Source organism: Mycobacterium sp., from assembly GCF_035697385.1.
Classification (GTDB): domain Bacteria; phylum Actinomycetota; class Actinomycetes; order Mycobacteriales; family Mycobacteriaceae; genus Mycobacterium.
Genome location: NZ_DASSCY010000053.1, coordinates 1 through 20826 on the forward strand (window position 1 = coordinate 1; position 20826 = coordinate 20826).

At 65.9% G+C, this 20826-nt stretch carries 23 protein-coding genes and 1 pseudogene; 11 read left to right on the top strand and 13 right to left on the bottom strand.

All coding sequences use genetic code 11. The features are described from left to right. The 5 genes from VFH65_RS04740 to VFH65_RS04760 all read left to right on the top strand — a co-directional run. Positions 1-801, top strand: an 801-nt coding sequence (locus tag VFH65_RS04740; RefSeq protein WP_414688358.1) for a pentapeptide repeat-containing protein, incomplete at its 5' end; no start/stop codon positions are given. A gap of 36 nt (positions 802-837) precedes the next feature. Beyond that, the gene (gene hemE / locus VFH65_RS04745; RefSeq protein WP_353319996.1) at positions 838-1887 is read left to right on the top strand and encodes a uroporphyrinogen decarboxylase; all 1050 of its coding nucleotides are present in this window, start codon (positions 838-840) and stop codon (positions 1885-1887) included. Further along, on the top strand, positions 1884-3245 hold the full coding sequence (locus VFH65_RS04750) for a protoporphyrinogen oxidase (RefSeq protein ID WP_353319997.1): 1362 nt from the start codon (positions 1884-1886) through the stop codon (positions 3243-3245). Before hemE ends, VFH65_RS04750 begins: the two co-directional genes overlap by 4 nt. 5 nt (positions 3246-3250) lie before the next feature. After that, the gene (hemQ, locus tag VFH65_RS04755; RefSeq protein WP_353319998.1) at positions 3251-3943 is read left to right on the top strand and encodes a hydrogen peroxide-dependent heme synthase; all 693 of its coding nucleotides are present in this window, start codon (positions 3251-3253) and stop codon (positions 3941-3943) included. Positions 3944-4157: 214 nt separating this feature from the next. Continuing rightward, positions 4158-6434, top strand: a complete 2277-nt coding sequence (locus VFH65_RS04760; protein ID WP_353319999.1) for a putative bifunctional diguanylate cyclase/phosphodiesterase — start codon at positions 4158-4160, stop codon at positions 6432-6434. Between the two features lie 11 nt (positions 6435-6445). On the opposite strand, the pseudogene VFH65_RS04765 reads toward VFH65_RS04760, so the two are convergent. Then, positions 6446-6589 (bottom strand): annotated as a pseudogene (locus VFH65_RS04765) (peptide-methionine (R)-S-oxide reductase); the annotation flags it as partial. A 123-nt stretch (positions 6590-6712) separates the two neighbouring features. On the opposite strand from VFH65_RS04765, the gene VFH65_RS04770 reads away from it, so the two are divergent. Continuing rightward, on the top strand, positions 6713-7234 hold the full coding sequence (locus VFH65_RS04770; RefSeq protein ID WP_414688359.1) for a peroxiredoxin-like family protein: 522 nt from the start codon (positions 6713-6715) through the stop codon (positions 7232-7234). A 243-nt stretch (positions 7235-7477) separates the two neighbouring features. Then, a complete protein-coding gene (locus tag VFH65_RS04775) occupies positions 7478-9817 on the top strand; it encodes a putative bifunctional diguanylate cyclase/phosphodiesterase (RefSeq protein ID WP_353320001.1) in 2340 nt (779 codons plus the stop codon). On the opposite strand, the gene msrB is transcribed toward VFH65_RS04775, so the two are convergent. Continuing rightward, complete coding sequence (gene msrB, locus VFH65_RS04780) at positions 9777-10193, bottom strand: peptide-methionine (R)-S-oxide reductase MsrB (protein ID WP_353320002.1); 417 nt, start codon at positions 10191-10193, stop codon at positions 9777-9779. The genes VFH65_RS04775 and msrB overlap by 41 nt on opposite strands. A 135-nt stretch (positions 10194-10328) precedes the next feature. On the opposite strand from msrB, the gene VFH65_RS04785 reads away from it, so the two are divergent. After that, positions 10329-10646: a hypothetical protein gene (locus VFH65_RS04785; protein WP_353320003.1), complete on the top strand. Its 318-nt coding sequence runs from the start codon at positions 10329-10331 to the stop codon at positions 10644-10646. 3 nt (positions 10647-10649) lie between these two features. Here the strand turns inward: VFH65_RS04785 and aftC are convergent, their stop codons facing one another. The 3 genes from aftC to VFH65_RS04800 are packed head-to-tail and all read right to left on the bottom strand — an operon-like array spanning position 10650 to position 14334. Beyond that, the gene (gene aftC, locus VFH65_RS04790) at positions 10650-11945 is read right to left on the bottom strand and encodes an arabinofuranan 3-O-arabinosyltransferase (protein ID WP_353320004.1); all 1296 of its coding nucleotides are present in this window, start codon (positions 11943-11945) and stop codon (positions 10650-10652) included. A 21-nt stretch (positions 11946-11966) separates the two neighbouring features. Beyond that, positions 11967-13535, bottom strand: coding sequence for an alpha/beta hydrolase (locus VFH65_RS04795; RefSeq protein ID WP_353320005.1), 1569 nt, complete (start codon positions 13533-13535; stop codon positions 11967-11969). A 25-nt stretch (positions 13536-13560) separates the two neighbouring features. Next, complete coding sequence (locus VFH65_RS04800; RefSeq protein ID WP_353320006.1) at positions 13561-14334, bottom strand: pyrimidine reductase family protein; 774 nt, start codon at positions 14332-14334, stop codon at positions 13561-13563. Here VFH65_RS04800 and zapE point away from each other — a divergent pair. Next, positions 14333-15391, top strand: coding sequence for a cell division protein ZapE (gene zapE / locus VFH65_RS04805; RefSeq protein ID WP_353320017.1), 1059 nt, complete (start codon positions 14333-14335; stop codon positions 15389-15391). The two genes, VFH65_RS04800 and zapE, sit on opposite strands and share 2 nt — an antisense overlap. A gap of 236 nt (positions 15392-15627) precedes the next feature. On the opposite strand, the gene VFH65_RS04810 is transcribed toward zapE, so the two are convergent. From VFH65_RS04810 to VFH65_RS04840, 7 genes are read right to left on the bottom strand one after another with little or no spacing between them, the layout of a single operon-like run. Further along, positions 15628-16158, bottom strand: a complete 531-nt coding sequence (locus VFH65_RS04810; RefSeq protein ID WP_353320007.1) for a GNAT family N-acetyltransferase — start codon at positions 16156-16158, stop codon at positions 15628-15630. Between the two features lie 3 nt (positions 16159-16161). Beyond that, positions 16162-16656 (bottom strand): hypothetical protein, encoded by a 495-nt coding sequence (locus tag VFH65_RS04815; protein ID WP_353320008.1) that lies wholly within the window; start codon positions 16654-16656, stop codon positions 16162-16164. A 47-nt stretch (positions 16657-16703) separates the two neighbouring features. After that, positions 16704-17126 (bottom strand): PPOX class F420-dependent oxidoreductase, encoded by a 423-nt coding sequence (locus VFH65_RS04820; RefSeq protein WP_353320009.1) that lies wholly within the window; start codon positions 17124-17126, stop codon positions 16704-16706. A 36-nt stretch (positions 17127-17162) separates the two neighbouring features. Beyond that, positions 17163-17756 (bottom strand): methylated-DNA--[protein]-cysteine S-methyltransferase, encoded by a 594-nt coding sequence (locus VFH65_RS04825; RefSeq protein ID WP_353320010.1) that lies wholly within the window; start codon positions 17754-17756, stop codon positions 17163-17165. After that, positions 17753-18229 (bottom strand): RNA polymerase sigma factor, encoded by a 477-nt coding sequence (locus VFH65_RS04830; protein WP_353320011.1) that lies wholly within the window; start codon positions 18227-18229, stop codon positions 17753-17755. Before VFH65_RS04830 ends, VFH65_RS04825 begins: the two co-directional genes overlap by 4 nt. Before the next feature lie 41 nt (positions 18230-18270). Further along, entirely contained in the window at positions 18271-18984 is a 714-nt protein-coding gene (locus VFH65_RS04835) for a Clp protease N-terminal domain-containing protein (RefSeq protein WP_353320012.1), read from the bottom strand. A 56-nt stretch (positions 18985-19040) separates the two neighbouring features. Further along, a complete protein-coding gene (locus tag VFH65_RS04840) occupies positions 19041-19517 on the bottom strand; it encodes an SRPBCC family protein (RefSeq protein WP_353320013.1) in 477 nt (158 codons plus the stop codon). Between the two features lie 78 nt (positions 19518-19595). Between VFH65_RS04840 and VFH65_RS04845 the strand changes: the two genes are divergently transcribed. Together VFH65_RS04845 and VFH65_RS04850 are read left to right on the top strand one after the other, a co-directional pair. Next, entirely contained in the window at positions 19596-19955 is a 360-nt protein-coding gene (locus VFH65_RS04845) for a helix-turn-helix transcriptional regulator (protein ID WP_353320014.1), read from the top strand. 139 nt (positions 19956-20094) lie between these two features. Next, positions 20095-20403: a DUF732 domain-containing protein gene (locus VFH65_RS04850; RefSeq protein ID WP_353320015.1), complete on the top strand. Its 309-nt coding sequence runs from the start codon at positions 20095-20097 to the stop codon at positions 20401-20403. 60 nt (positions 20404-20463) lie between these two features. Here the strand turns inward: VFH65_RS04850 and VFH65_RS04855 are convergent. Beyond that, positions 20464-20826 (bottom strand): hypothetical protein (locus VFH65_RS04855; RefSeq protein WP_353320016.1); only part of this gene is annotated, 363 nt, incomplete at its 5' end.

The following is a 20826-nucleotide window of genomic DNA, read 5'->3' on the forward strand; positions in this document are numbered from 1 at the left end:
GTGCGCGTGGCAGGCGTCTACGCGCTGGCCGCCGTCGCCGACGAAAGTCCCGCCTTCGCGCGCCGCCAGCAGTGCATCGACATGCTGTGCGGCTACCTCCGCCTGCCCTTCGATCCCGACTCCGGTGACAATCACCTGACCGAGTTCGTGTCCACCACCACGTGGTCGGCGACCCCGCCCGCCACCCATATCGAGGAGCAACGCCGCCAGGCGATACGCCAGAACGACCGCGAAGTGCGAAACACCATCATTCGGGTGATCGGTCGCCATCTTCGAAGCAATGCCGACTCGAGCTGGTCGGGCAACGACTTCGACTTCACCGGCGTCCTCTTCGAGGAGGCGTCGCTGGACGGCGTGACGTTCAGCGGCCGCCACGTCTCGTTTGATCGGGCGACGTTTCGCACCCAGACCACCTCCTTCGACGGCGCCGGCTTCAACGCCGAGAACGTCTCGTTCAGCGGCGCCAAGTTCGAATCCGAGACCACCTTCACCGGAGCGACGTTCCGGGCCCGGCGCACCTCCTTCGAGGGCGCCACGTTCGCCGGAACAAGCATCTCGTTCGACAAAGCAAGATTCACGGGTGAGTACGTCTCCTTCGACCGTGCGAGCTTCGCCGCCGACAGGACGACGTTCCTGTCCGCGAAGTTCAAGTGTCTTCGTGCCTCGTTCGACTCGCCTGCCGAATGGAAGGACGTCGAATTCGACTGGGACACCGAGAACGTCGCAGGGGACAGCCTGCCGACGATTCCGCGGTGCATCACGCCGCGACCATGGCCACCCAATCTGGCAGGCGAGGAGTAGCAGCGTCGGTTCAGCCCCATGGCAGCATTAGGGGCGATGGATACCCGCCGTGAGCTGCCCGAGTCGCCCTATCTGGCCGCTGCCAGCGGCCGCAAACCCAGCCGCGTGCCGGTGTGGTTCATGCGGCAGGCTGGCCGGTCGCTGCCCGAATACCGGGCGCTGCGCGCGAAGAACACCATGATGCAGGCGTGCTTCGATGCCGAGCTGATCACCGAGATCACGCTGCAGCCGGTGCGTCGGCACGGCGTCGACGCCGCCATTTTGTTCTCGGACATCGTGGTGCCGCTGCGCGCGTCGGGCATCGAACTGGACATCGTGCCCGATGTCGGACCGGTCATCGACCACCCGGTGCGCAGCATCGCCGATGTCAGGGCGATGAAACCGCTTGAGCCACAAGAAGTTGCGCCGGTTGCGCAGGCGGTGTCGCAGTTGGTGTCGGAGCTGGGGGACGTCGCGCTGATCGGGTTCGCCGGCGCTCCGTTCACGCTGGCGTCCTATCTCGTCGAAGGCGGGCCCAGCCGGCACCATGAGCGCACCAAGGCGATGATGCTGGGCGAACCGGAGACGTGGCACGCGCTGATGACGGCGCTGACCGATGTCACGATCGCGTTCCTGCGGGTACAGGTCGACGCGGGGGTGGACGCGATCCAGGTGTTCGACTCGTGGGCAGGGACGCTGTCGCTGGCCGACTACCGCAGCTACGTGCTGCCGCACAGCACACGGGTGTTCTCCGCGCTTGCTGACGCCGGCGTGCCGATGACCCATTTCGGGGTGGGCACCGCCGAACTGCTCGGCGCGATGTCGCAGGCCGGCGCGGGCGTGGTCGGGGTGGACTGGCGAACGTCGCTGACCGACGCAGCGGCGCGGGTGCAGGCCGGAACCGCGCTGCAGGGCAACCTGGACCCGGTGGTCTTGCTGGCAGGCTGGCCGGTGGTAGAGCCAGCGGTCCGTGCGGTCGTGGAGGACGGCAGGCGCGCCGTCGACGCGGGCGCGGCTGGCCATATCTTCAACCTCGGACATGGTGTGCTGCCCAGTACCGATCCCGGGGTGATCACTGACGTCGTCGCCTTGGTGCATTCGTTGTGACGGCATCGTATTGCATTGTGGGCGGCGGGATTTCGGGTCTCGTTGCGGCGTACCGGCTGCGGGTCTCGGCCGGCCCGGACGCGTTGATCACGGTGTTCGACCCGGCCGACCGGCTCGGTGGCGTGCTTCGCACCGAGCGGATCGGCGGCCAACCTCTCGATGTCGGCGCGGAAGCGTTCGTCGCGCGCAGACCTGAGGTGCCGGCCCTGCTGGCCGAGTTGGGCCTGGCAGGAAAGCAGATCGGCACCACCGGTGCGCGCCCGCTGATCTACAGCCAGGGCCGGCTGCACCCGCTGCCGAAGGACACTCTGCAGGGCATCCCGGCTCAGCCGTCGGCGCTGGCCGGGCTGGTCGACGACGCCACGATCGCCCGCATGCTCGACGAGCGCACCCGGCCGTTTGCCTGGCGGCCCGGCGCCGACCCGCCCGTCGCCGATCTGGTCGCAGATCGGTTCGGCGAACAGGTCGTGGCCCGCTCGGTCGACCCGCTGCTGGCCGGCGTGTATGCGGGGTCCGCGGCAACGATAGGTGTGCGCTCGGCCGCGCCGACGCTCGCCGCGGCGCTGGACCGCGGCGCACGCAACCTGACCGAGGCGGTGCGCGACGCATTGGCAGGTGCGGGGCCGCCACCACGATCAGTTTTCGGCGCCGTCGAGGGTGGCTACGCGGTGCTCGTCGACGAGCTGATCCGCAGGGCGGGCGTGCAATGGGCGCAGGTGACCGTCGAGCAAGTGAATCGGTCGCCAAGGGGCTGGGAAGTGGTCGACGATGAGGGCGCGCGCTGGCCCGCGGACGCGGTGGTGTTAGCCGTCCCTGCGCCGGTGTTGCCGAGGCTCATCGGCCATATCGCACCGCGGACCGCGGCGGCGGCGGCGCGCATCGCGGTGGCGTCGGCAGCGCTGGTGGCGTTGGCGTTGCCGGGCGGAACGCCGATGCCTGATCAGTCAGGAGTCCTGGTTGCCAGCGGAGAACGCTTGCGTGCCAAGGCAATTACGCTGTCATCGCGCAAGTGGGGCCGGCGCGGAAACGTCGAGCTAGTCCGGCTGTCGTACGGCCGGTTCGGCGACGATCTGGCGCGAAGTGCGGGTGACGAGGATCTGCTGTCGTGGTCGGCGCAGGACCTGGCGACGGTATTCGGCGTGACGATGGAGCCCGTCGACTGCCGGGTGGTGCGCTGGATCGACGCGATGCCGCAGTATGGGCCTGGCCACGGAGAGCTGGTCGCCGAGCTGCGCGCCGGACTGCCGCCGACGCTGGCGGTCGCGGGCGGCTATCTGGACGGCATCGGAGTGCCGGCATGTGTCGCGGCGGCCACGCGGGCGGCGGCGTCGCTGGTCACCACACGCGTGGCACGATAGAACCTATGGCCAAGCTCGATTACGACACCCTCAACTCGATGACCAGATACATGATGATCTCGGTCTTCTCCGTGCAACCGGAGGCATTGGGGGACGAGCGCGCGGCGGTAGTCGACGAGACCGCGACGTTCCTCAAGCAGCAGGAGGACAAGGGTGTCGTCGTCCGCGGTCTGTACGACGTCGCGGGCTTTCGCGCCGACGCCGACTACATGATCTGGACGCACGCCGAGCGGGTCGAGGATCTGCAAGCCACCTATTCGGCGTTCCGTCGCACCGCGCTCGGGCTGGCAAGCGAACCGGTGTGGAGCGTCGTCGCGCTGCATCGGCCCGCTGAGTTCAACAAGAGCCATGTGCCGGCGTTCATCGCCGGTGAGGCGCCTGGCGACTACGTTTGCGTGTATCCGTTCGTACGGTCGCTGGACTGGTATCTGCTGCCCGACGACGAGCGGCGCAAGATGCTGGTCGAGCACGGCATGGCCGGCCGCGAGTACCCCGACGTGCGGGCCAACACGGTGCCGGCATTCGCGCTGGGGGACTACGAGTGGATCCTGGCGTTCGAGGGCCCTGACCTGGCCCGCATTGTCGAGTTGATGTGGAAGCTGCGCTACACCGACGCGCGCCGCCACGTCCGCGAGGAGACGCCGTTTTTCACCGGCCCGCGCGTCGGCGTGGAGGAGCTCGTCGCCAAGCTGCCCTAGCAGTCGGCGCGTTTGCTCTGCCTCATCACATTTGCTGCTTGTTGCCGTTGCCGTCAATTGCTGAGCGTCAACGTGAAGATCGGCAACGTAGATGTGTTAGGAATATCGCGGCGATTACAGCAAAAAGCCAATCCGCATCTCGGCATGGCAACGAAGTCGGGCTCAATGTCAGCTGGAGTATCCAACCCCTAAAAATGTTGCTAGCCTCTGATCGATGCCCAAACCAGCCCGCGTGGCGGGTATCGCCACAGTCATAGCCATCGCGTTCGCCGCGTGGGCTATCGCTGGTTGGGGTGGTGAGTCCACGGTCCGCATCGTCAACGAGAGCGCGCTCGTGGGCTTCGCAGTGTTCGCAACAGTCTGTGCAGGCCTGGCCGCCCGATCGGCCCGCGGCCGAGAGCGAACCGCATGGATCTGGCTGACGGTCGGACTCGCGGGCTGGGCTGTGGGTGAGGCTCTGTGGGCGTACTACGAGCTGGTGGCGCGCACGGACCCGTTCCCCTCGGTGGCCGACGCCGCCTACCTGCTCTATCCGGTCTGTACCTGTGTGGCGCTGGTGTTGTTTCCCGTCGGACAGTCGGGACTGTCCCGAACCCGCATCGTGCTGGACGCGTTGATCGTCGCCATCGCTCTATTCGAGATCTCGTGGGTGACGGCGCTGCAGCCCGTGTACGAGGACGGCGGCGACAGCCCCTTCGCCCTGGGTCTGTCCCTGGCCTATCCGGTGACGGACATCATCGTCGTCACCGTGGCGTTGTTGGTGCTGGCACGCGCCCGTTCGGGTCGCATGGTCCTGATCCTGTTGGCGTTGGGCAATGTGCTGAACGCAGTAGCGGACAGCATTTGGGTGTACCTCGACGCGCACGACGCCTATGTGAAGGGCAGCGTGGTCGATATCGGGTGGCTGGCGGGATTGCTTCTGATAAGCATCGCGGCACTCACCTGTCGGCGGACGCCGCATACCGAGGAAGCAAGGGCATCGGTGCCCTCCCGCACGGCGACGTGGCTGCCGTACATTCCGCTCATCCCTGCGGCAGCGATATGCGCGCCGAACTTCATGTCCATAGCTGGATTGGCCCCCATCGTCTACACGTCGATGGTGCTGATCGTCGTGGTGCTGGCGCGGCAATTTCTCGTCGTCGGCCAAAACCGGCGACTGCTGGAGATGGTGGCCGATCAAGCCTTGCGTGATCCCCTCACTGGCCTGGCGAATCGGGCACTGTTCAGCGATCGTCTGACGCACGCAATGCAGTTGCACCAACGCGACAACCAGTCGGTGGCGGTGATGTCGTTGGACCTCGACGATTTCAAGCTCGTCAACGACAACCTGGGCCACCCCGCCGGCGACGTGCTGCTTACTTTGGCGGCAGAACGGATTGTGCGCTGCGTGCGTACCGCCGATACAGTCGCGCGGCTCGGTGGTGACGAGTTCGCCGTCCTGATGGAGGGTGACGCCCAACATTCACGCGTGCTCGCCCAGCGGGTGGTGCGGGCGTTCGACGAACCGTTTGTGGTCGACAGCCATGACTGGGTGATCAGGCCCAGCGTCGGCCTTGCAATTGCTTCTCCCGACGATCCGGACACCTCCGCCGACAAATTGTTGAAACAGGCTGATGTGGCCATGTATTCGGCCAAGCGCTCGCGGGCAGGCGGCGTACACACATACGCACCGGGAATGTATGTGAGTGCACGGGGTGGCGCGGGTGTCCGGCTGTTGGACGAACTGCGCCATGCCATCGACAATCTCGACTTGACCGTTGTGTATCAGCCCAAATTCGACCTGCGCGACGGATTGATCGTCGGCGTCGAGGCACTGGTCCGGTGGCCACATCCCAAACGGGGCATGCTCGGACCCGACGAGTTCCTGCCCTTGGTCCGCAAGCATGGCCTGATGCGGTCCGTCACCGAACTCGTACTGGCACAAGCACTTGACGACGCCGCCCAGTGGTACTCGCAAGGAATCGAACTGCCGATTGCGGTCAACGTCTTCGCTCCGTCGCTCGGCGACCTCAAACTGCCCGGCCGTGTCGTCCGCGCGGTCACCGAGCGCAATCTGAGACCGGAAACGCTGACCGTGGAGATCACCGAGGATCTACTTCTGGACAACATGGACCGGACCCGAGCGGTGCTGCACGAACTGCGACAGAACGGGATCCGCGTGGCTGTCGATGATTTCGGCAGTGGCTACTCGGCACTGCGGTACTTGCGAGACTTGCCGATCGACGAGGTGAAGATGGACAGGCAATTCATCGCACCACTGCTCGGCGACTCGCGGTCCGCTGCGATCGTCCGCGCGGTCATCGACCTTGCACACGCGCTGGGCCTGACGACAGTTGCCGAGGGTGTCGAGAATGCCGAAACCGCGGAGCAACTCCGGCGTTACGGCTGCGACATCGCCCAGGGCTTCTACTACAGTGCACCGCTTGCTGCAGACGACGTGCTCGAGCTGATCTCGGCTACGAAGGAACCAGCCGCAGCGAGATCGAATTGATGCCGTAGCGCCGGGTCGAAGAAAGACGGCCAGCCGCAATCCGATTCGAACTTCTCGGTGCTAAGGAACATCTCGGCGCCGCACGCCCGACTCCCGTAGACGCCCTCGATCGTCGTGTCGGTGTACTCACCCCTGAATTTCCGTCCGCCCGCGCGCGGCGTGGGAGAGCTCGTCGCCAATCTGCCGTAGCCGCCGATATAGAATCCCTTGCCGTTAAAGCCCGGATCAGTCGAGCGCGGCGTCTGTTTCGGCGATCAAACCCATCGGAGTTTGTCATGGTGGATGTAGGCGACAGGGTCGACAAGCGGAACCTGATGACGATCGACGGCACAGGTGTCGCCGTCCCCTCGCTCGACGCCATCGTGCACCTTCAGTTCCGGCGTTTCGCCCACTGTCCGATCTGCAACTTGCACATGCGGGACGTAATGCGGCGGCATCAGGAGATCGCGGATGCGGGCATTCGCGAGGTAGTGGTCTTTGATTCGGCAGCCGATGAGCTTCGCCGCTACCAGGCCGACCTGCCCTTCGCCGTGGTGGCGGACCCGGATCGCAAGTTGTACAAGGAGTTCGGGGTCGAGTCGTCGATCCGGTCGATCCTTCATCCGCGGGCCTGGCGTGCAGGCGCCAAAGGAATGCGTTGGACGACTGCGTCCGGCGCACTCGGTTTGGGCGAGGGCCATCTGGGTAAGCCCGCCGATTTCCTCATCGGCGTCGACGGCACGGTGCGTGCATGCAAGTACGGCGAGCACGCCGACGACCAGTGGTCGGTCGACGAGATGCTTGCCTTGGCTACGCGCTAGTCGGTTCGGATTTGCCTGGTCTGGCCCCAATCGCGCCGTAAAACCGGCGACGATGGCAGTGGCAATAGGGACACAGTGATCGCACCCGGGTGCCACCTCGTCCCGCGGCGATCGTGTCCTGGATTGGCAAACCCACGTCAATAGACGCCGAATATCCGGCGAACGTTGCTAAAATGTCGCAGCCGTCAAAATCGCGCTGTGGCGTCGGGGTAAACGCGGCGGATGGGGAAGGGGCTGAGGCCCGTGCCGAAGACGGCGCGCGCCGCGGGCATAGCCGCGGTCGTATTCGTCGTGTTTACCGCCTGGCTTGTCGGAGGCTGGACGCAGGGAACCGCGGTCAAGGTCATCGACGATGTCGTGTTCATCGTGCTGACAACGGTCGCGGCGGTCGGCGCGGCTGCGACGGCTCGCTCGACCCACGGCAGGCAACGCGCCGCATGGACGTTCATGGCGTTCGGGCTTGGGGGATGGGCCGTCGGCGAGATGCTATGGGCCTACTACGAGCTCGGCCTTCACCGGTACCCGTTTCCGTCACCGGCGGACGCTGCATACCTGATCTTTCCCCTCGGAGCCTGTCTGGCCCTGCTGATGCTGCCGAGCGGACACAGCTGTCACTCCCGAAGCCGCCTTGCCCTCGACGGGTTGATTGTGGCGGGGTCGTTGTTCGCCGTGTCATGGGTGCTCGTGATGGACGAGGTGTACGCGGCGGGCGCCGAGAACCGACTGGCACTGGCTCTGTCGCTGGCCTATCCAGGTTCGGATCTGGTGGTCCTGACCGTCGCCGTGCTCGTCCTCGCCAGGGCGCGAACAGGTCAACGCGTGGCGCTCACGCTACTGACCATAGGCATGCTGTGCATGGTGTTGTCCGACAGCGCATTTGCCTACCTGTCGGCCCGAGACAACTACGCCAGCGGCAGCTCCATCGAGATCGGATGGGTCGCAGGCCTGCTCCTTATAGCGGTGGCCACGGTGGCAGCGCGCGAGGGGACGCACGTACCCGTTGCCAGACAGATGCCGTCATGGGCGTCGATATGGCTGCCGTATGTGCCGGTTCTGTTGGGAGCAGTGGTAACTGCCATCGATCCGCCCGACAGCTTCGTTTCGAGCCCCGTACTTCCGGTCGCGGTGATCGTCATTGTGGCGGTCCTCATCCGGCAGTTCTTGGTGGTCAGCGAGAACCGGCAGCTGTTGGCGACCGTGGCCGAGCAGGCCCTGCTAGATCCTCTGACGGGCGTGGCGAATTGCGCGCGGTTCCACGACCGGCTCAAGCACGCCATGAGAATGCGCCCGGGCAGCGATCTTTCGGTGGCGGTGCTGTTACTGGACCTCAACGATTTCAAGCTCGTCAACGACAGCCTCGGGCATCCTGCCGGCGACGCCCTCTTGCACCGCGCCGCTCGGCGCATCCTCGACTGTGTGCGCACGAGCGACACCGTCGCCCGCGTCGGCGGCGATGAATTCGCCGTTCTCGTGGAAGGCAGCATTCAGCAGGTGCATCTCGTCGCTCACCGAGTGGTGGAGGCCTTCGACGAGCCATTCGTGATCGACGACCAGGAGCTGTTGATGCGTGCCAGCGTCGGGCTCGCCGTCGCGGCGGCCGACGATGTGGGCCTGTCTGCCGAGGAATTGCTCAAACAGGCCGATATGGCGATGTATTCGGCCAAGCGGTCGCGGATCGGCGGTGTGCATCCCTACACCTCGGAGCTGCAGTGGGCCGATCCCGTCGACACGGAGCTGTTGAGGCGACCGGAGAGGTTGCCCGCGGCCAGTGGCGCGGCGATGGTGCGGCTGCTGGGAGAACTTCGGCAAGCCATCGACCGCTACGACCTCACCCTGGTGTATCAACCCAAGTTCGATCTGCGCACTACGGAAATCGTCGGTGTCGAGGCGCTGCTGCGGTGGCCCCACCACGACCGCGGCCTTCTCGGCCCCGAGGAATTCCTGCCGTTGGTGCGCCGACATGGCTTGATGGGTGCCGCCACCGACTTGGTGCTGAACAAGGCGCTCGACGACGCGGTCCGATGGCAGGTCGCCGGTGTCGACATACCAATTGCGATCAACCTGTTCGCTCCGTCGCTGGCCGACCTGAAGCTGCCCGCCACGATTGCCCGTGCGCTCTCCGTCCGTGGCCTCAGGGCGACCGCCCTGACTGTCGAGATCACCGAAGACTTGTTCCTGGACAACATCGGTCGAACGCAGACCGTGCTTCACCAGTTGCGGGAACGCGGAATCCGGATCGCCATCGACGACTTCGGCAATGGGTACTCGACGCTGTCGTATCTGCGTGACTTGCCGATCGACGAAGTAAAGCTGGATCATCACTTCATCGCGCCCATCACGGTCGACCCACGGGCAGCGGCGGTAGTGCGGGCGGTTGTGGATCTCGCCCATGTGCTGGGCCTGTCCACCGTTGGCGAAGGCGTTGAGAATGCCGAAACCGCCGCCAAGCTCCGCGATTACGGATGCGATGTGGCGCAGGGCTTCTACTACAGCCCGCCGGTCAGCGCCGCCGATCTGCTCGGAATGTTGCGGCCTGCGACGGCTAACTCGAAGCTGGTACCAGTCGCAGCGAGATTGAATTGATGCAGTAGCGCTGATCGGTCGGCGTCGGGTAACCCTCGCCCTCGAAGACATGGCCGAGGTGGCTGTGGCAGTTGGCGCACAGCACCTCGACACGAGTCATGCCCAGCGAGTCGTCACGTCGCAGGATCACTGCGTCGGACTTGGCTGGGTCGAAGAAAGACGGCCAGCCGCAATGCGATTCGAACTTCTCAGTGCTGCGGAACAGCTCGGCGCCGCACGCCCGGCACTCGTAAACGCCTTCGGTTTTCGTGTCGGTGTATTCACCCGTGAACGGCCTCTCGGTGCCGGCCTGCCGCAGCACCGCGAACTCGTCGGGGGTGAGCTTCTTGCGCCACTCGTCGTCGGTGAGTTGCACCTTGGGGCCCGGAGTCGTCATAAAACCACGCTACTTCACCGGGCGCACGAGTGACGTGAGCAAGTGTTATGCACTTTGCCGCAACCCAGGCGGTGTGCGACTACACGGTGAGATGATGCGCGGATGGGCATTCGGCGGTCATACCCAACACTCGCGATGATTGCGCTCGTCGCTGCAGTTACCGCGCTCGCGCTGGGCGGCGCTCCCGCCAGCATCGCGGCGCCCGACGGTGTCTCTGTCGCCGAATCGCCGAACTCATTTCAGTGCCCGCCGCGGTCCGGCCAACTGATCGAGATCACCGTCGGCGATATCGACTGCATAACTGCCTCTGACTTCGCCGTTCAGTACGACCTTTCGGGCGATAAGTATCAGGAGATCGGCCCGTTTACGTGCTATTCGGGCAACGCGATGACACAGCCACTGCTGTTCACTTGTGTAGCGGACAGCGCCGAGTTCGCCGTCTACCCGGCATAGCGACTACGCCGGCGCGGGCTCCGCCTTCTTGTCCCTCATCCACCGCGGATCGATCCCCTCAGAGAGTCGCCCCTCCTGTTTGGCGTCGAGGTACCGGAAGCACAGCACCGCGAACACCACCACCAGGATCAGCGACCAGCCGTAGGTGATCTTCAGATACTCCAGCGCGCGACCCGTAGACGGCCAATGGCCGAGCAGCCAGCGGTCCATCGTCATAAAGCCGTAGATCGCCAGCCACGCCACCCAACTGCGGATCACCGAGTTCGGCAGCACCACCGTCATCAAGAACGGGAACAGCATCATCGAGTAGTAGCCCTGACCCAGCGACAGCACCAACCACGACGCGACCAGCAGTACACCTGAGGACGTCAACATCCAGAACAGCGGATCGCGGTGCCGGTAGTACCGGTACAGCAGCCACAGCGACACCGCGGCCAACGCGGCAAATCCGAAGCGCAGCAACAGAATCAGCCATACCGGCAAGCCGTAGTACGTCCCGTTGCCAAGGATCGAACTGTTGAAATAATCGCGGGTTTCGAAGATATAGGGCAGCGTCTTGGTGACGAAGTTCATCGGGTCGCTCACGAGCACCCAGCCAAGGGCGTTGAACACCAGCGGCACCACGAATGCGGTCACCAATGCCCGCCACTGCCGGTTCAGCAAGGGCAGCAACAGCAATGGCAACAGCAGAGGTTTGACCACGAGCGTCAACCCGATCGCCACCCCGGCCCACCACTCGTGACTCTTGTTGCCGTCGAGCAGCCACCGGAAGAACAGCACCTCGAGCAGCAGCACGCAGCCGTTGATGTTGCCGAAAACCAGGGTGTTGGTGACGTTCTCGGTGCAGAACATCGCCAGCAGCAGCGCGGGCGCGGCCACCGACGCCAACGTGAACTTGAAGAGCCGCAGCAGGAAATACGCAGCCAGCACGATCGCCAGCGTGTTGAAGAAGATGAACCAGTACCGGGACGCGTCGACGGGCAGATATCCGAACGGCGCCATGATCAGCGTGCCGCCGGGCGGGTAGAGGTAGTGCGGGTCGACGTGGTTGAAGTGCTCGTTGTAGATGTCCCAGCCGAACTTGAAGTTGACCACCGCGCGGTAGACGGGCGCGAAGTCGTCGGTGATGTAGCCGTTGGTGGCCAGGATGTAGCTGCGGTGGATGACCGACAGGATCGCGATCGGCCACAGGATCGACCGCAACACGGTTGCCGTGCTGGGTGGGGAGGTGCGGGGTGCGAACGCGCTCAGTAGGCCGGTACGGATGGAGTCAGGTGCCGCCACCAGCGCACCGTACACCGACGCCCATGGCGCCGGGCGTCAGGCCGGGCAGTACGTGTCGGTGGGCGGCGGGTTGCCGCTGTCCAGGTAGCCGATCACCGGCGGCAGCGCGCAGGGGGAGTAGATGCTGGCGCCGTGGCCGATGCCCTGCCAGATCACCCGCTTGTTGGCGGTGCCGGCGTTGATCACGGTGGCGGCGACCGCGGCAACGCCTTCATTGCCGACGATCGGGTCGTTCTGCACGCCGAGCAGCAGCACGGGGATCTGGAGGTTCTTCGGGTCCTGCGGGGCCGAGCCGCTGGGCCAGTTCAGGCACTTGACGAGGTCGAGCGCACCGACGGTGCCGAACTGCGGGTAGAGCTTGCCCCATGCAACGACGAGTTCGCGGACTCGGTCGGGGGTTGGCCGATTCAGCGCATCGCTGCAGCTGTTGACGAACTGGCCGTCGGTCTGCCGCAGGGATTCAGCCTGCGTGATCAGGTTGGTCATCTGGCTCGTGTCGCCCGAGCGCGCCGCCGCCACCGCCGCAGCGAGTTCGTTGCCCGCGTCGACGCGATCACCGCGCGGGTAGGCCAGCGCCGTCGAGATGGCGTCCACGACGGCGGCCACCGACGCGCCACCGGGTCCCCGGCCGTCGCGCGCGGCCGCAAGCAGGGAGTCGACAGCAGCCTTGGGATCCGGCGCCAGCGGGCAGTTGGTGGCGACACATTGCGCGGCCCACGCGTCGAGCGCGGCCTGTTGGCCCTTGACCCTCTGTTCCATTGCCGCCTCGGCAGCGATGCCCAGCGGCAAGGGGGAGTCGAGCACCAGGCGCGACACCTTGTTCGGATGCGAGCCTGCGTAGGCCAGCGCCACCTGTGCGCCGTTGCCGATTCCCAGAAGCGCGATCGTCGGCGAGTCCCAGGTGCTGCGCAGCCGCTCGATGTCCTCGGCGGCGTGCTTGTTGCTGTAGGCCGAGTCACCGGGTGCGATGGTGTCGGTGCAACTCGTTGTGGCGGTTTGGGTGACGGCGCCGAGGTTGGCGACGGGGTCGTCGCCGGATTCGAACTGAGCTTGGTCGATCATTTCCTGGCGGCCGAACAGGTCGCGGCAATCCAGTGCCCCGGACAGGCCCATGCCGCGGCGGTCGACGGCCACGATCGGGTGGGTCTTGAGCACGTCGGCACCGGCCCGAGACAGCCACACCGGCAGTTGGATCGACGACGGCAGATCGGATCCCGTGGTCATCACCAGCGGTCCGGCATCTTCCGGCGTCTGCGCCGATTTGGCCTGCACCACGCCGATGGTGATCGTCCCTGTGGCACCGCTGATCGGGTCGAGGTCGGCGTCATAGGTGGCGCATTGCAGCGTCACACCCGGGATGGGCGGCACCGCCGCGTCGCTGAACACCCTTGAGGTGCAGTCGCGCCAGGCCAGATCGTTCTTGGGCGCCTCGATCGGCGGTGGACCCTCGGGCGCCTTGGAGGTCTCCGGTTGGCCCTGAGGTCCGGCGCCAGAGTCGGTGGCATAGCGCGGGTTGGCAGCCAGGCCCGGTGCGCAGCCAGCCAGCAAAGTGGACAGCGCGACAGTCGCGGTGCCAACAACCCGGACCAGACGACGCCGACGCATGCCGACCAGAGTACTGATGGCCGAGTTACTCACCTCTGACGTAGCGGCTGTAGAGATAGCCCTCGTCGTCGGCCAGCAGATGGGCGCGCCGCATCTTGGTGTGCACGTTGCCGACCCCGGTGGCGGTTCGCTTGGACGCGCCCCCGACCAGGACCGGCGCGACGGTCAGGCACAGCTCGTCGAGCAGGTCATTCTCGATGAGCGAGCCAAGGAACAGCGGGCCGCCCTCGGTGAGCACGCGGAACAACCCCCGGTCGGCCAGGATCTTGAGGACCACCGCGGGGTCGGCCGCGTCGGGATCAGGCCCGGACGCGTCGATCACCTCGGCGACCGCCCCGAGCCGACTGCGCGTGTCGGCGACCGACCGTGCGGACGTCAGGATCAGCGGGGGCACCTCGGTGCGGGTGAACAACCGCGCGCTCGGGTCAAGGGCACCGGCGCGGGTGACGACGGCGATCGGCGGCACCTCGGCCTGTCCGCGGCGCTGCCGAGCCTGCCGCTGCGCGACTGAAAGCTGGGCGCCGGAGTAGTTCTCGATGCGCACGGTGGCGGCGCCGACGACGATGACGTCGGCCAGGTGGCGAAGCATCGCGAACAGCGCGCGATCACCCGCGCCTGCCAGCCCGCCCGCCTTGCCGTCGTCGGTGGCCCCGCCGTCGACGCTGGCGATCATGTTGCCCCGCACCCAGCACGATTGCAGGTCGTCGGGGTAGGCATAGAGGTCGGTCAGCCGACTGTCATCGACGGTCTCGACCGGTCCCAGCACTGTGAGCTGCATCCCGCCACCCTCATCGGACATACGCAGAATTGCAGCACGTCGCTATGGTGCCTGCATGCACGGGTCCAGCGGTGTCGCGCACCTGGTCGATCGACACCCGACCGTCACGCCGGAGCGACTCATCGCCCAACTCGTTCCGCCGCCGACGTTCGCCGATGTCAGCTTCGACACCTACAAGCCCGATCCGGCCGAGCCGTCGCAGGCCGCGGCGGTGCAGTCGAGTCGGCAGTTCTGCGAGCAGGCGATGGCGCGGCGGGCGGGCAAGAAGAAAATGTTCGGCAGGCGCGAGGTGCTGCCCGGTGTCGGGATGTACCTCGACGGCGGATTCGGCGTCGGCAAGACGCATCTGCTGGCGTCGTCGTACTACGCGGTGCCGGGAGCCCCCCAGTTCAAGCGGGCGTTCGCCACGTTCGGCGAGCTGACCCAGCTCGCGGGGGTGTTCGGATTCGTCGAATGCATTGAGCTACTGGCCGATTACGTGGTGGTCTGTATCGACGAGTTCGAGCTGGACGACCCAGGCAACACCACGCTGATCTCGCGGCTGTTGTCGCAACTCGTCGAGCGCGGGGTGTCGGTGGCGGCCACGTCGAACACGCTGCCCGAGCAGCTGGGCGAAGGCCGCTTCGCCGCGCAGGATTTCCTACGTGAAATCCACACTCTCGCTTCGATTTTCACCACGGTCCGGATCGAAGGTCCGGACTACCGCCATCGCGACCTGCCGCCCGCACCTGAGCCGCTGAGCGACGAGCAGGTCGTCGCGCGTGCCGCCGACGCACCGGGTGCGACCGTGGACGATTTCGACGCGCTGTGCGCGCATCTGGCGACCATGCACCCGTCTCGGTACCTGACACTGATCGAGGGCGTGACGGCGGTGTTCATCACAGGCGTGCACCCGATCGACGATCAGAACGTGGCGCTGCGGCTGGTCTCGTTGACGGATCGCCTCTACGACGCAGGCATTCCCGTGGTCGCCTCAGGCGCGAAGCTGGACACCATCTTCAGCGACGAGATGCTGGCCGGCGGCTTTCGCAAGAAGTATCTGCGGGCGACATCGCGGCTGCTGGCGTTGACGCGCTAGTGTCGTGAGACGTTGAGTCCGGAGCAGTTCGAGGTTGGAACAACGTACCTCGGGAGCGCGTCGCGGCTCGCGCCGAGTGTGCGATGGGTGCATCGAGTGTGCCTGTACTGCAGGACTTTTCGAGTGAATGCGCACTGGGAGCACATTGGACGCAGTCAACGCACAGTCAAAGCGGTACATGCACACTGAACAGGATGAAGCGTCGCTGACTAGCGCCGAATCAATGACTCACGACGCTACAGCGGGCGCACCATCACGAAGTCGTTCTCGATGGCGGCGCCCAGCCGAAAAGTCTTGGTGCCGTTGATTGTGAACCCGTACTTGGAGTAGAAGCGTTGCGCACGCTGGTTGTTCTGATTGACACCAAGCCACACGCACTTGGCGTTCAATTCAGTGGCGCGGGATAACGCCGCCGACATCAGTGCCGCGGACACACCGGCGCCGTGGCTGTCGGGCAGGACGTACATCTTCGACAGCTCGACGGCCGGGCGCAACGGCACGGCGCGCTGGACGTCTTCGTCGTCGAGGACGCCGCGAATGAGCATGACGTAGCCCACCATTCGCTGGTCTTCGCGCGCGGCCAGCACCGCGCGGTCGGGGTCGGCGAGATAGTCGCGGAACCGATCTTCGGAGAGGTTCTCATCGATGAATGCGACGACGTTTTCCGGCGTCACCGACGGCGGGCAAGCCAGCGGGAAGGTGCGGGCGGCAACGTCGGCCAGTTCGGGAAGATCGGCCTCGACGGCGGCGGCAACCTCAATTGCCAACGCTCAGTACACGTTCCATTGGGCGAGGTGTTGCCCGGTGATCTTGTCGATGAGCACGACGTTGGACACCAGGTCGCGGTAGCAGTCCCACCACACACCACCGCTGAAGGTCTTGCCCACCTGGGCGGCCTGCATGCCGTACTGCAACGCGTCAGGGGCGTCGCTGTTGCGTGGCTCGTACGCGTCGCCGGTCGGTGTCACGCCACGGAAGGAGAACGTGATACCCATGGCGAACGCCGTCGGCAGCTGCACGGGTGTGATCGTGACATTGCCGCGGAAGACCTGGTAGCGCGGGGCGCGCGGCGGATACCCGAATCCGGGCGGGACAGGGGAGGGGTCAATGCTGGTGACGGCCACGTCGGCGACCAGCCCCTTGTACTGGACGCGCAGTGTCTCGCCGAGGCGCCCGATGGGAGCTTCGACGGCAGACGCGGGTGCGGCGGTCAAGCCGGCCGCAACCGCCATGACCGCGACCAGGAGCATGAACCAGCGACGCATGCCAGAAATGATGGCACAGACTGAAACGTGTTACAGCCGCTTCGAGGTCAGGACGCCCAGGGGCCCAGGCCGCCGACCTTGTCAATGCGGATGCGCGTGAGCAATCCCGCGGGCGCGTTGGGCGGCGGGAAGTGCTCATCCGAGCCGAGCATCGTCTTGGCCAGCTTCTTGAGCAGCTCCGGCGCGCCGCCGTCCTCCACCCGCGCCGTGCCTGTGATGGCCAGGTACGGCGTCTGCTGCAGCGGGTGCTTGGTGGACAGGATTGTCACAGCCACCCGCGGGTCACGGCGGATGTTGCGGGTCTTCTGATATTCGGCAAGGTGTGCCGAGACGAGTTCGTCACCGTCGGGCGTCGATTCGAGAGCGACCCACACCACGGTGACCTGGGGGCTGCCATCGGGGTTGAGCGTGACCAGCGTCGCGTCGGTGCCATCGCCGATGAGCTCGCGGGCGGCGTCGTCGAGTTTCATGCTCTGTATCTACCGCCGCACCCCCCGATTCATTCCTCAGGCCGCCTCGAGGTCCAGAAGCGTCGACTTGGCCAGCGGTCCGCCGACGTAGGAGCCCGTCGAGCCGTCCGACCGCACGACGCGGTGGCAGGGGATCACCACCGGAAGCGGGTTGTGGGCGCAGGCGGTGCCGACGGCGCGCACGGCGCGGGGGTGACCGATCGCGGCGGCGACCGTGGCGTAGCTTTCGCGCCGGCCGTAGCCGATATCGCGCAGGTGCTCGATGACGTTGCGGCGAAAGCCCTCGGCGAGCCGTAGGTCGATCGGCACCTCGAAGGCCGTGCGGCGCTTGGCGAAGTACTCCTCGATCTGGCGCGCCGTGGCGTCCAGCCGCGCCGGGGCGCGCAGGATGCGGGGGCTCACCGTGTCGGCCAGCGTGGCCAGCACTGCGTCGTGGCCCTCGATGTCGTAGGCGACCCGAATGAGGCCGACGGCGGTGGTGGCCAGCAGCAGCGTGCCGACCGGGGTGTCGATGGTCCGGTACGCGATGTCGAGCAGGCCGTCGGCGTCGGCGTTTCGTTCCAGCCGCTGATGGAGGCGGTCCAGTGTCGCGGTGTCGGCGTGTAGTTCATCGAACATGTTGGTAGTCATGCTGTTTCGTCCTCTTGGTAGCGCTTGCGGAGAGTCTTGATGCCGTCGGCGGCGGCTCGGCGCGCGGCGTCGGGGGAGTTGCCGAGTAGTTCGGCGATTTCGGCGAAGGGCAGGCCGGCGATGTGGTGGTAGGCCACGGCCTGGCGTTGTTTGGTGGGCAGCCGTTTCAGGGCCGCCCATAGGTCGGGGTCGCGGGCGGCGGGGTCGGCGCGGGCTGCGGGGCGATCGGGCAGCGTGTCGGTCGGTACGGGGCGCCGGGAGCGGGCACGGCCGACGTCGAGGGCGCGGCGGTGCGCGATGGTCACCAGCCACGCCTCGACGTTGGCGTCTTCGGGTAGTTCGGGGTACGCGCGAAGCGCCGAGAGGAACGTCTCGGACCAGGCGTCTTCGGCGTCGACGGGGCCGACGACCGCGCGGCACACCCGCAGCACGGTCGGACCATGCTCGGCCACCACGTCCTCGAACGGTTGCACCTTCACATCATGAAGACGTGGCGGCCGTCGCGGATGTGAGATCAGCCCTTCGTCAGGGATTCGAGCGCGGTCACGAGTTCGCTTTCGACGCGGTCCTTGTCCACGCCGAGTCCGTGCAACGGGCCGTCGCCGTCCTCGGCCTCGAGCAGCGCCAGCAGGATGTGCTCGGTACCGACGTAGTTGTGGCCGAGTCGAAGTGCTTCGCGGAAGGTCAATTCCAGCGCCTTCTTCGCTTGGCTGTTGAACGGTATCAGCGAGGGTATCTCGTCGGCCTTGGGCGGAAGCGTCACGGCCTTGGCTGCCGCGTCGCCGTCAACACCTTGTCCGGCAAGGAGTTTCGCTGCGAGGCCTTCCGGCTCGGCGAACAGCGCGAGCAGCAGGTGGTCGGGCGTGATCTCGGTGTTGCCGGCCTCATGCGCCTTGTTCTGCGCGACTACGACGACGTTGCGCGCGCGGGGAGTGAATCGGCCGAAGCCGGCGTTGGGGTCAAGTGCGGCATCGACTTTTGGGACGAACCGTTGCTGCGCGGCCTGTTTGGTGACGCCCATGCACTTGCCGATGTCGGTCCACGACGCCCCCGATCGGCGGGCCTGATCGACGAAGTGGCCAATCAGATGGTCGGCGATCTCACCGAGGGACTCCGCGGCCAGCACGGCGTCGGTCAGCTGTTCCAGCGGTTCGGCATGCACCTGCTTGATGACGTTGATGAGGTCATCGAGGCGGACGGGGTTGGTGATCTTCGCAGACTCGGTCATAGCGTCAACTCTAGATTGACGCTATCCATTCGTCAACCGACGGTTGACGCTGAGAGTCAGCCGCGTGGATAGCCCCGGCGCACGGTTCGGTCGAGAATGCCCAACGTTGCGCGCAGGGCGCCTTCGGATATCACAGGGAATATGCCGGCCTCCCGCCAGTGCGGGTCGATATCGGACCAGTCGTAGAACGAGGTGACCAGCGTGCCGTCGGCGACCTGCTCGAGCCGGTAGCCGTAGACGTGCCCGATCTGCGGCCGGATCTGGCCGAGGATGGTCCACGCGATGAGCCGGTCCTTGTCGAACTCGCGGATGGTGACTGTGACGTCGTAGCGGCCCAGCGGGAAGTCGTTGAGCGCCTCGCGGTCCATGTGCACGACGAAGGTGTCACCGACCGCGGAAACCGGATCGCCGTCGGCGTCCTGCAGCATGCCCGAGGCGTCGATGGCGACGTGACCCTGCGGATCGGACAGGACCGCGAAGATGTCGGCGGCGGGTGCGGCGATGGTGCGCTGGACTTCGATGCGTTCGGTCATGACGCAGATCGTGTCAGGACAAAACTATGGAGCGAGCCCGTTTTCGGCGTTTCGAGATTGGGTATACCGACCAGCCAAATGCTGAACCGAGTAGATCCGTTTGCTGACACCGAGCAGCCTCCGCTGCTGCGCCGGGCGCTGACGTTCATTCACGACAATGCGCAGAGGGACATCGGATTGGGCGACATCGCGGCCGCTGTTGGCGTCACACCTCGCTCAGTTCAGTACATGTTCCGCCGCCATCTCGGCACCACCCCGCTGGAATACCTGCGGCGGCTGCGCCTGGACCGTGCCCACCGCGATCTGCAGGCCGCCGACCCCGCGGTCGACACCGTCACCGCGATTGCGGGCCGATGGGGCTTCAGCCATCCCGGCCGATTCAGCATCGCCTACAGGCAGGCGTTCGGAACCAAGCCGAGTCGGACGCTGCGCACCTAATCGATACGCACTGGCGAATGGCGCCTTTATGGCCGCCGGGTAGCCCCTGAATTAAGTATTCGTGCTTGTAGCAAAGGTCAGCGGACGCCCGCTCGTTGACGTATTCTGCGCTTTCACAGCCAGTTGACAGGAGTCTGCGATGCGCGCGAGGTTCGTCTTTTCAGTGGTGGCCGCAGGGGCCGCACTGGCCACCGTGCTGGCAGCGCCAGCGCACGCCGACGAGGCCGACGAGATCTTCATCAGTGTGCTCGATGGAGAGGGCATTCCCTACACCAGTGCGTCGGACGCAATCCTGGTGGCCAACGGGGTGTGCGTGTACATGTCGGAGGGCAACTCGCTGGAGGACGCCACGGTGGAAGTCATGAACGAAAGCGGGCTCGGTGTCGAGCAGAGCGGCTTCTTCGTGGGCGCCGCGACCGCCACCTACTGCCCTGAATATGCCCCGTAGCTAAACGGCGCGAAGTTGCGCGCGGCGGTGGGAATCCGCCGGCCCTGCAAAGCCGCGTGGCTATCTCGGGAAGAAGCCGTCGCGGGTGAAGAATCCGGGCTGCCAACCTTGCGCGCCCAAGCACAGCAGCGGGCGGCCGTCGGGAGCCTGGGCCGCCGCCTGAGGCTTGGGGCATGGCGCGCCGATGTCCTGGACGCCGAACAATTCGTAGGTCGCGACCCAGAACCCCGTGTACACGGGTGGCCACTGGTTCTCGATCCAGCGGCATTGCAACGCCTCGCCGCCTGGTCCGCGTCCGAAGGTGAAGAGCTCCATGTTGGTGCAGGGCGCGGAGAGGTGGGCGTCGTAGTTCATCCCGGGCACGTCGGTGGCATAGCGCCCCGGCTTGTCGGGATACATCAGGTCATCGGCGACGGCGGCCGG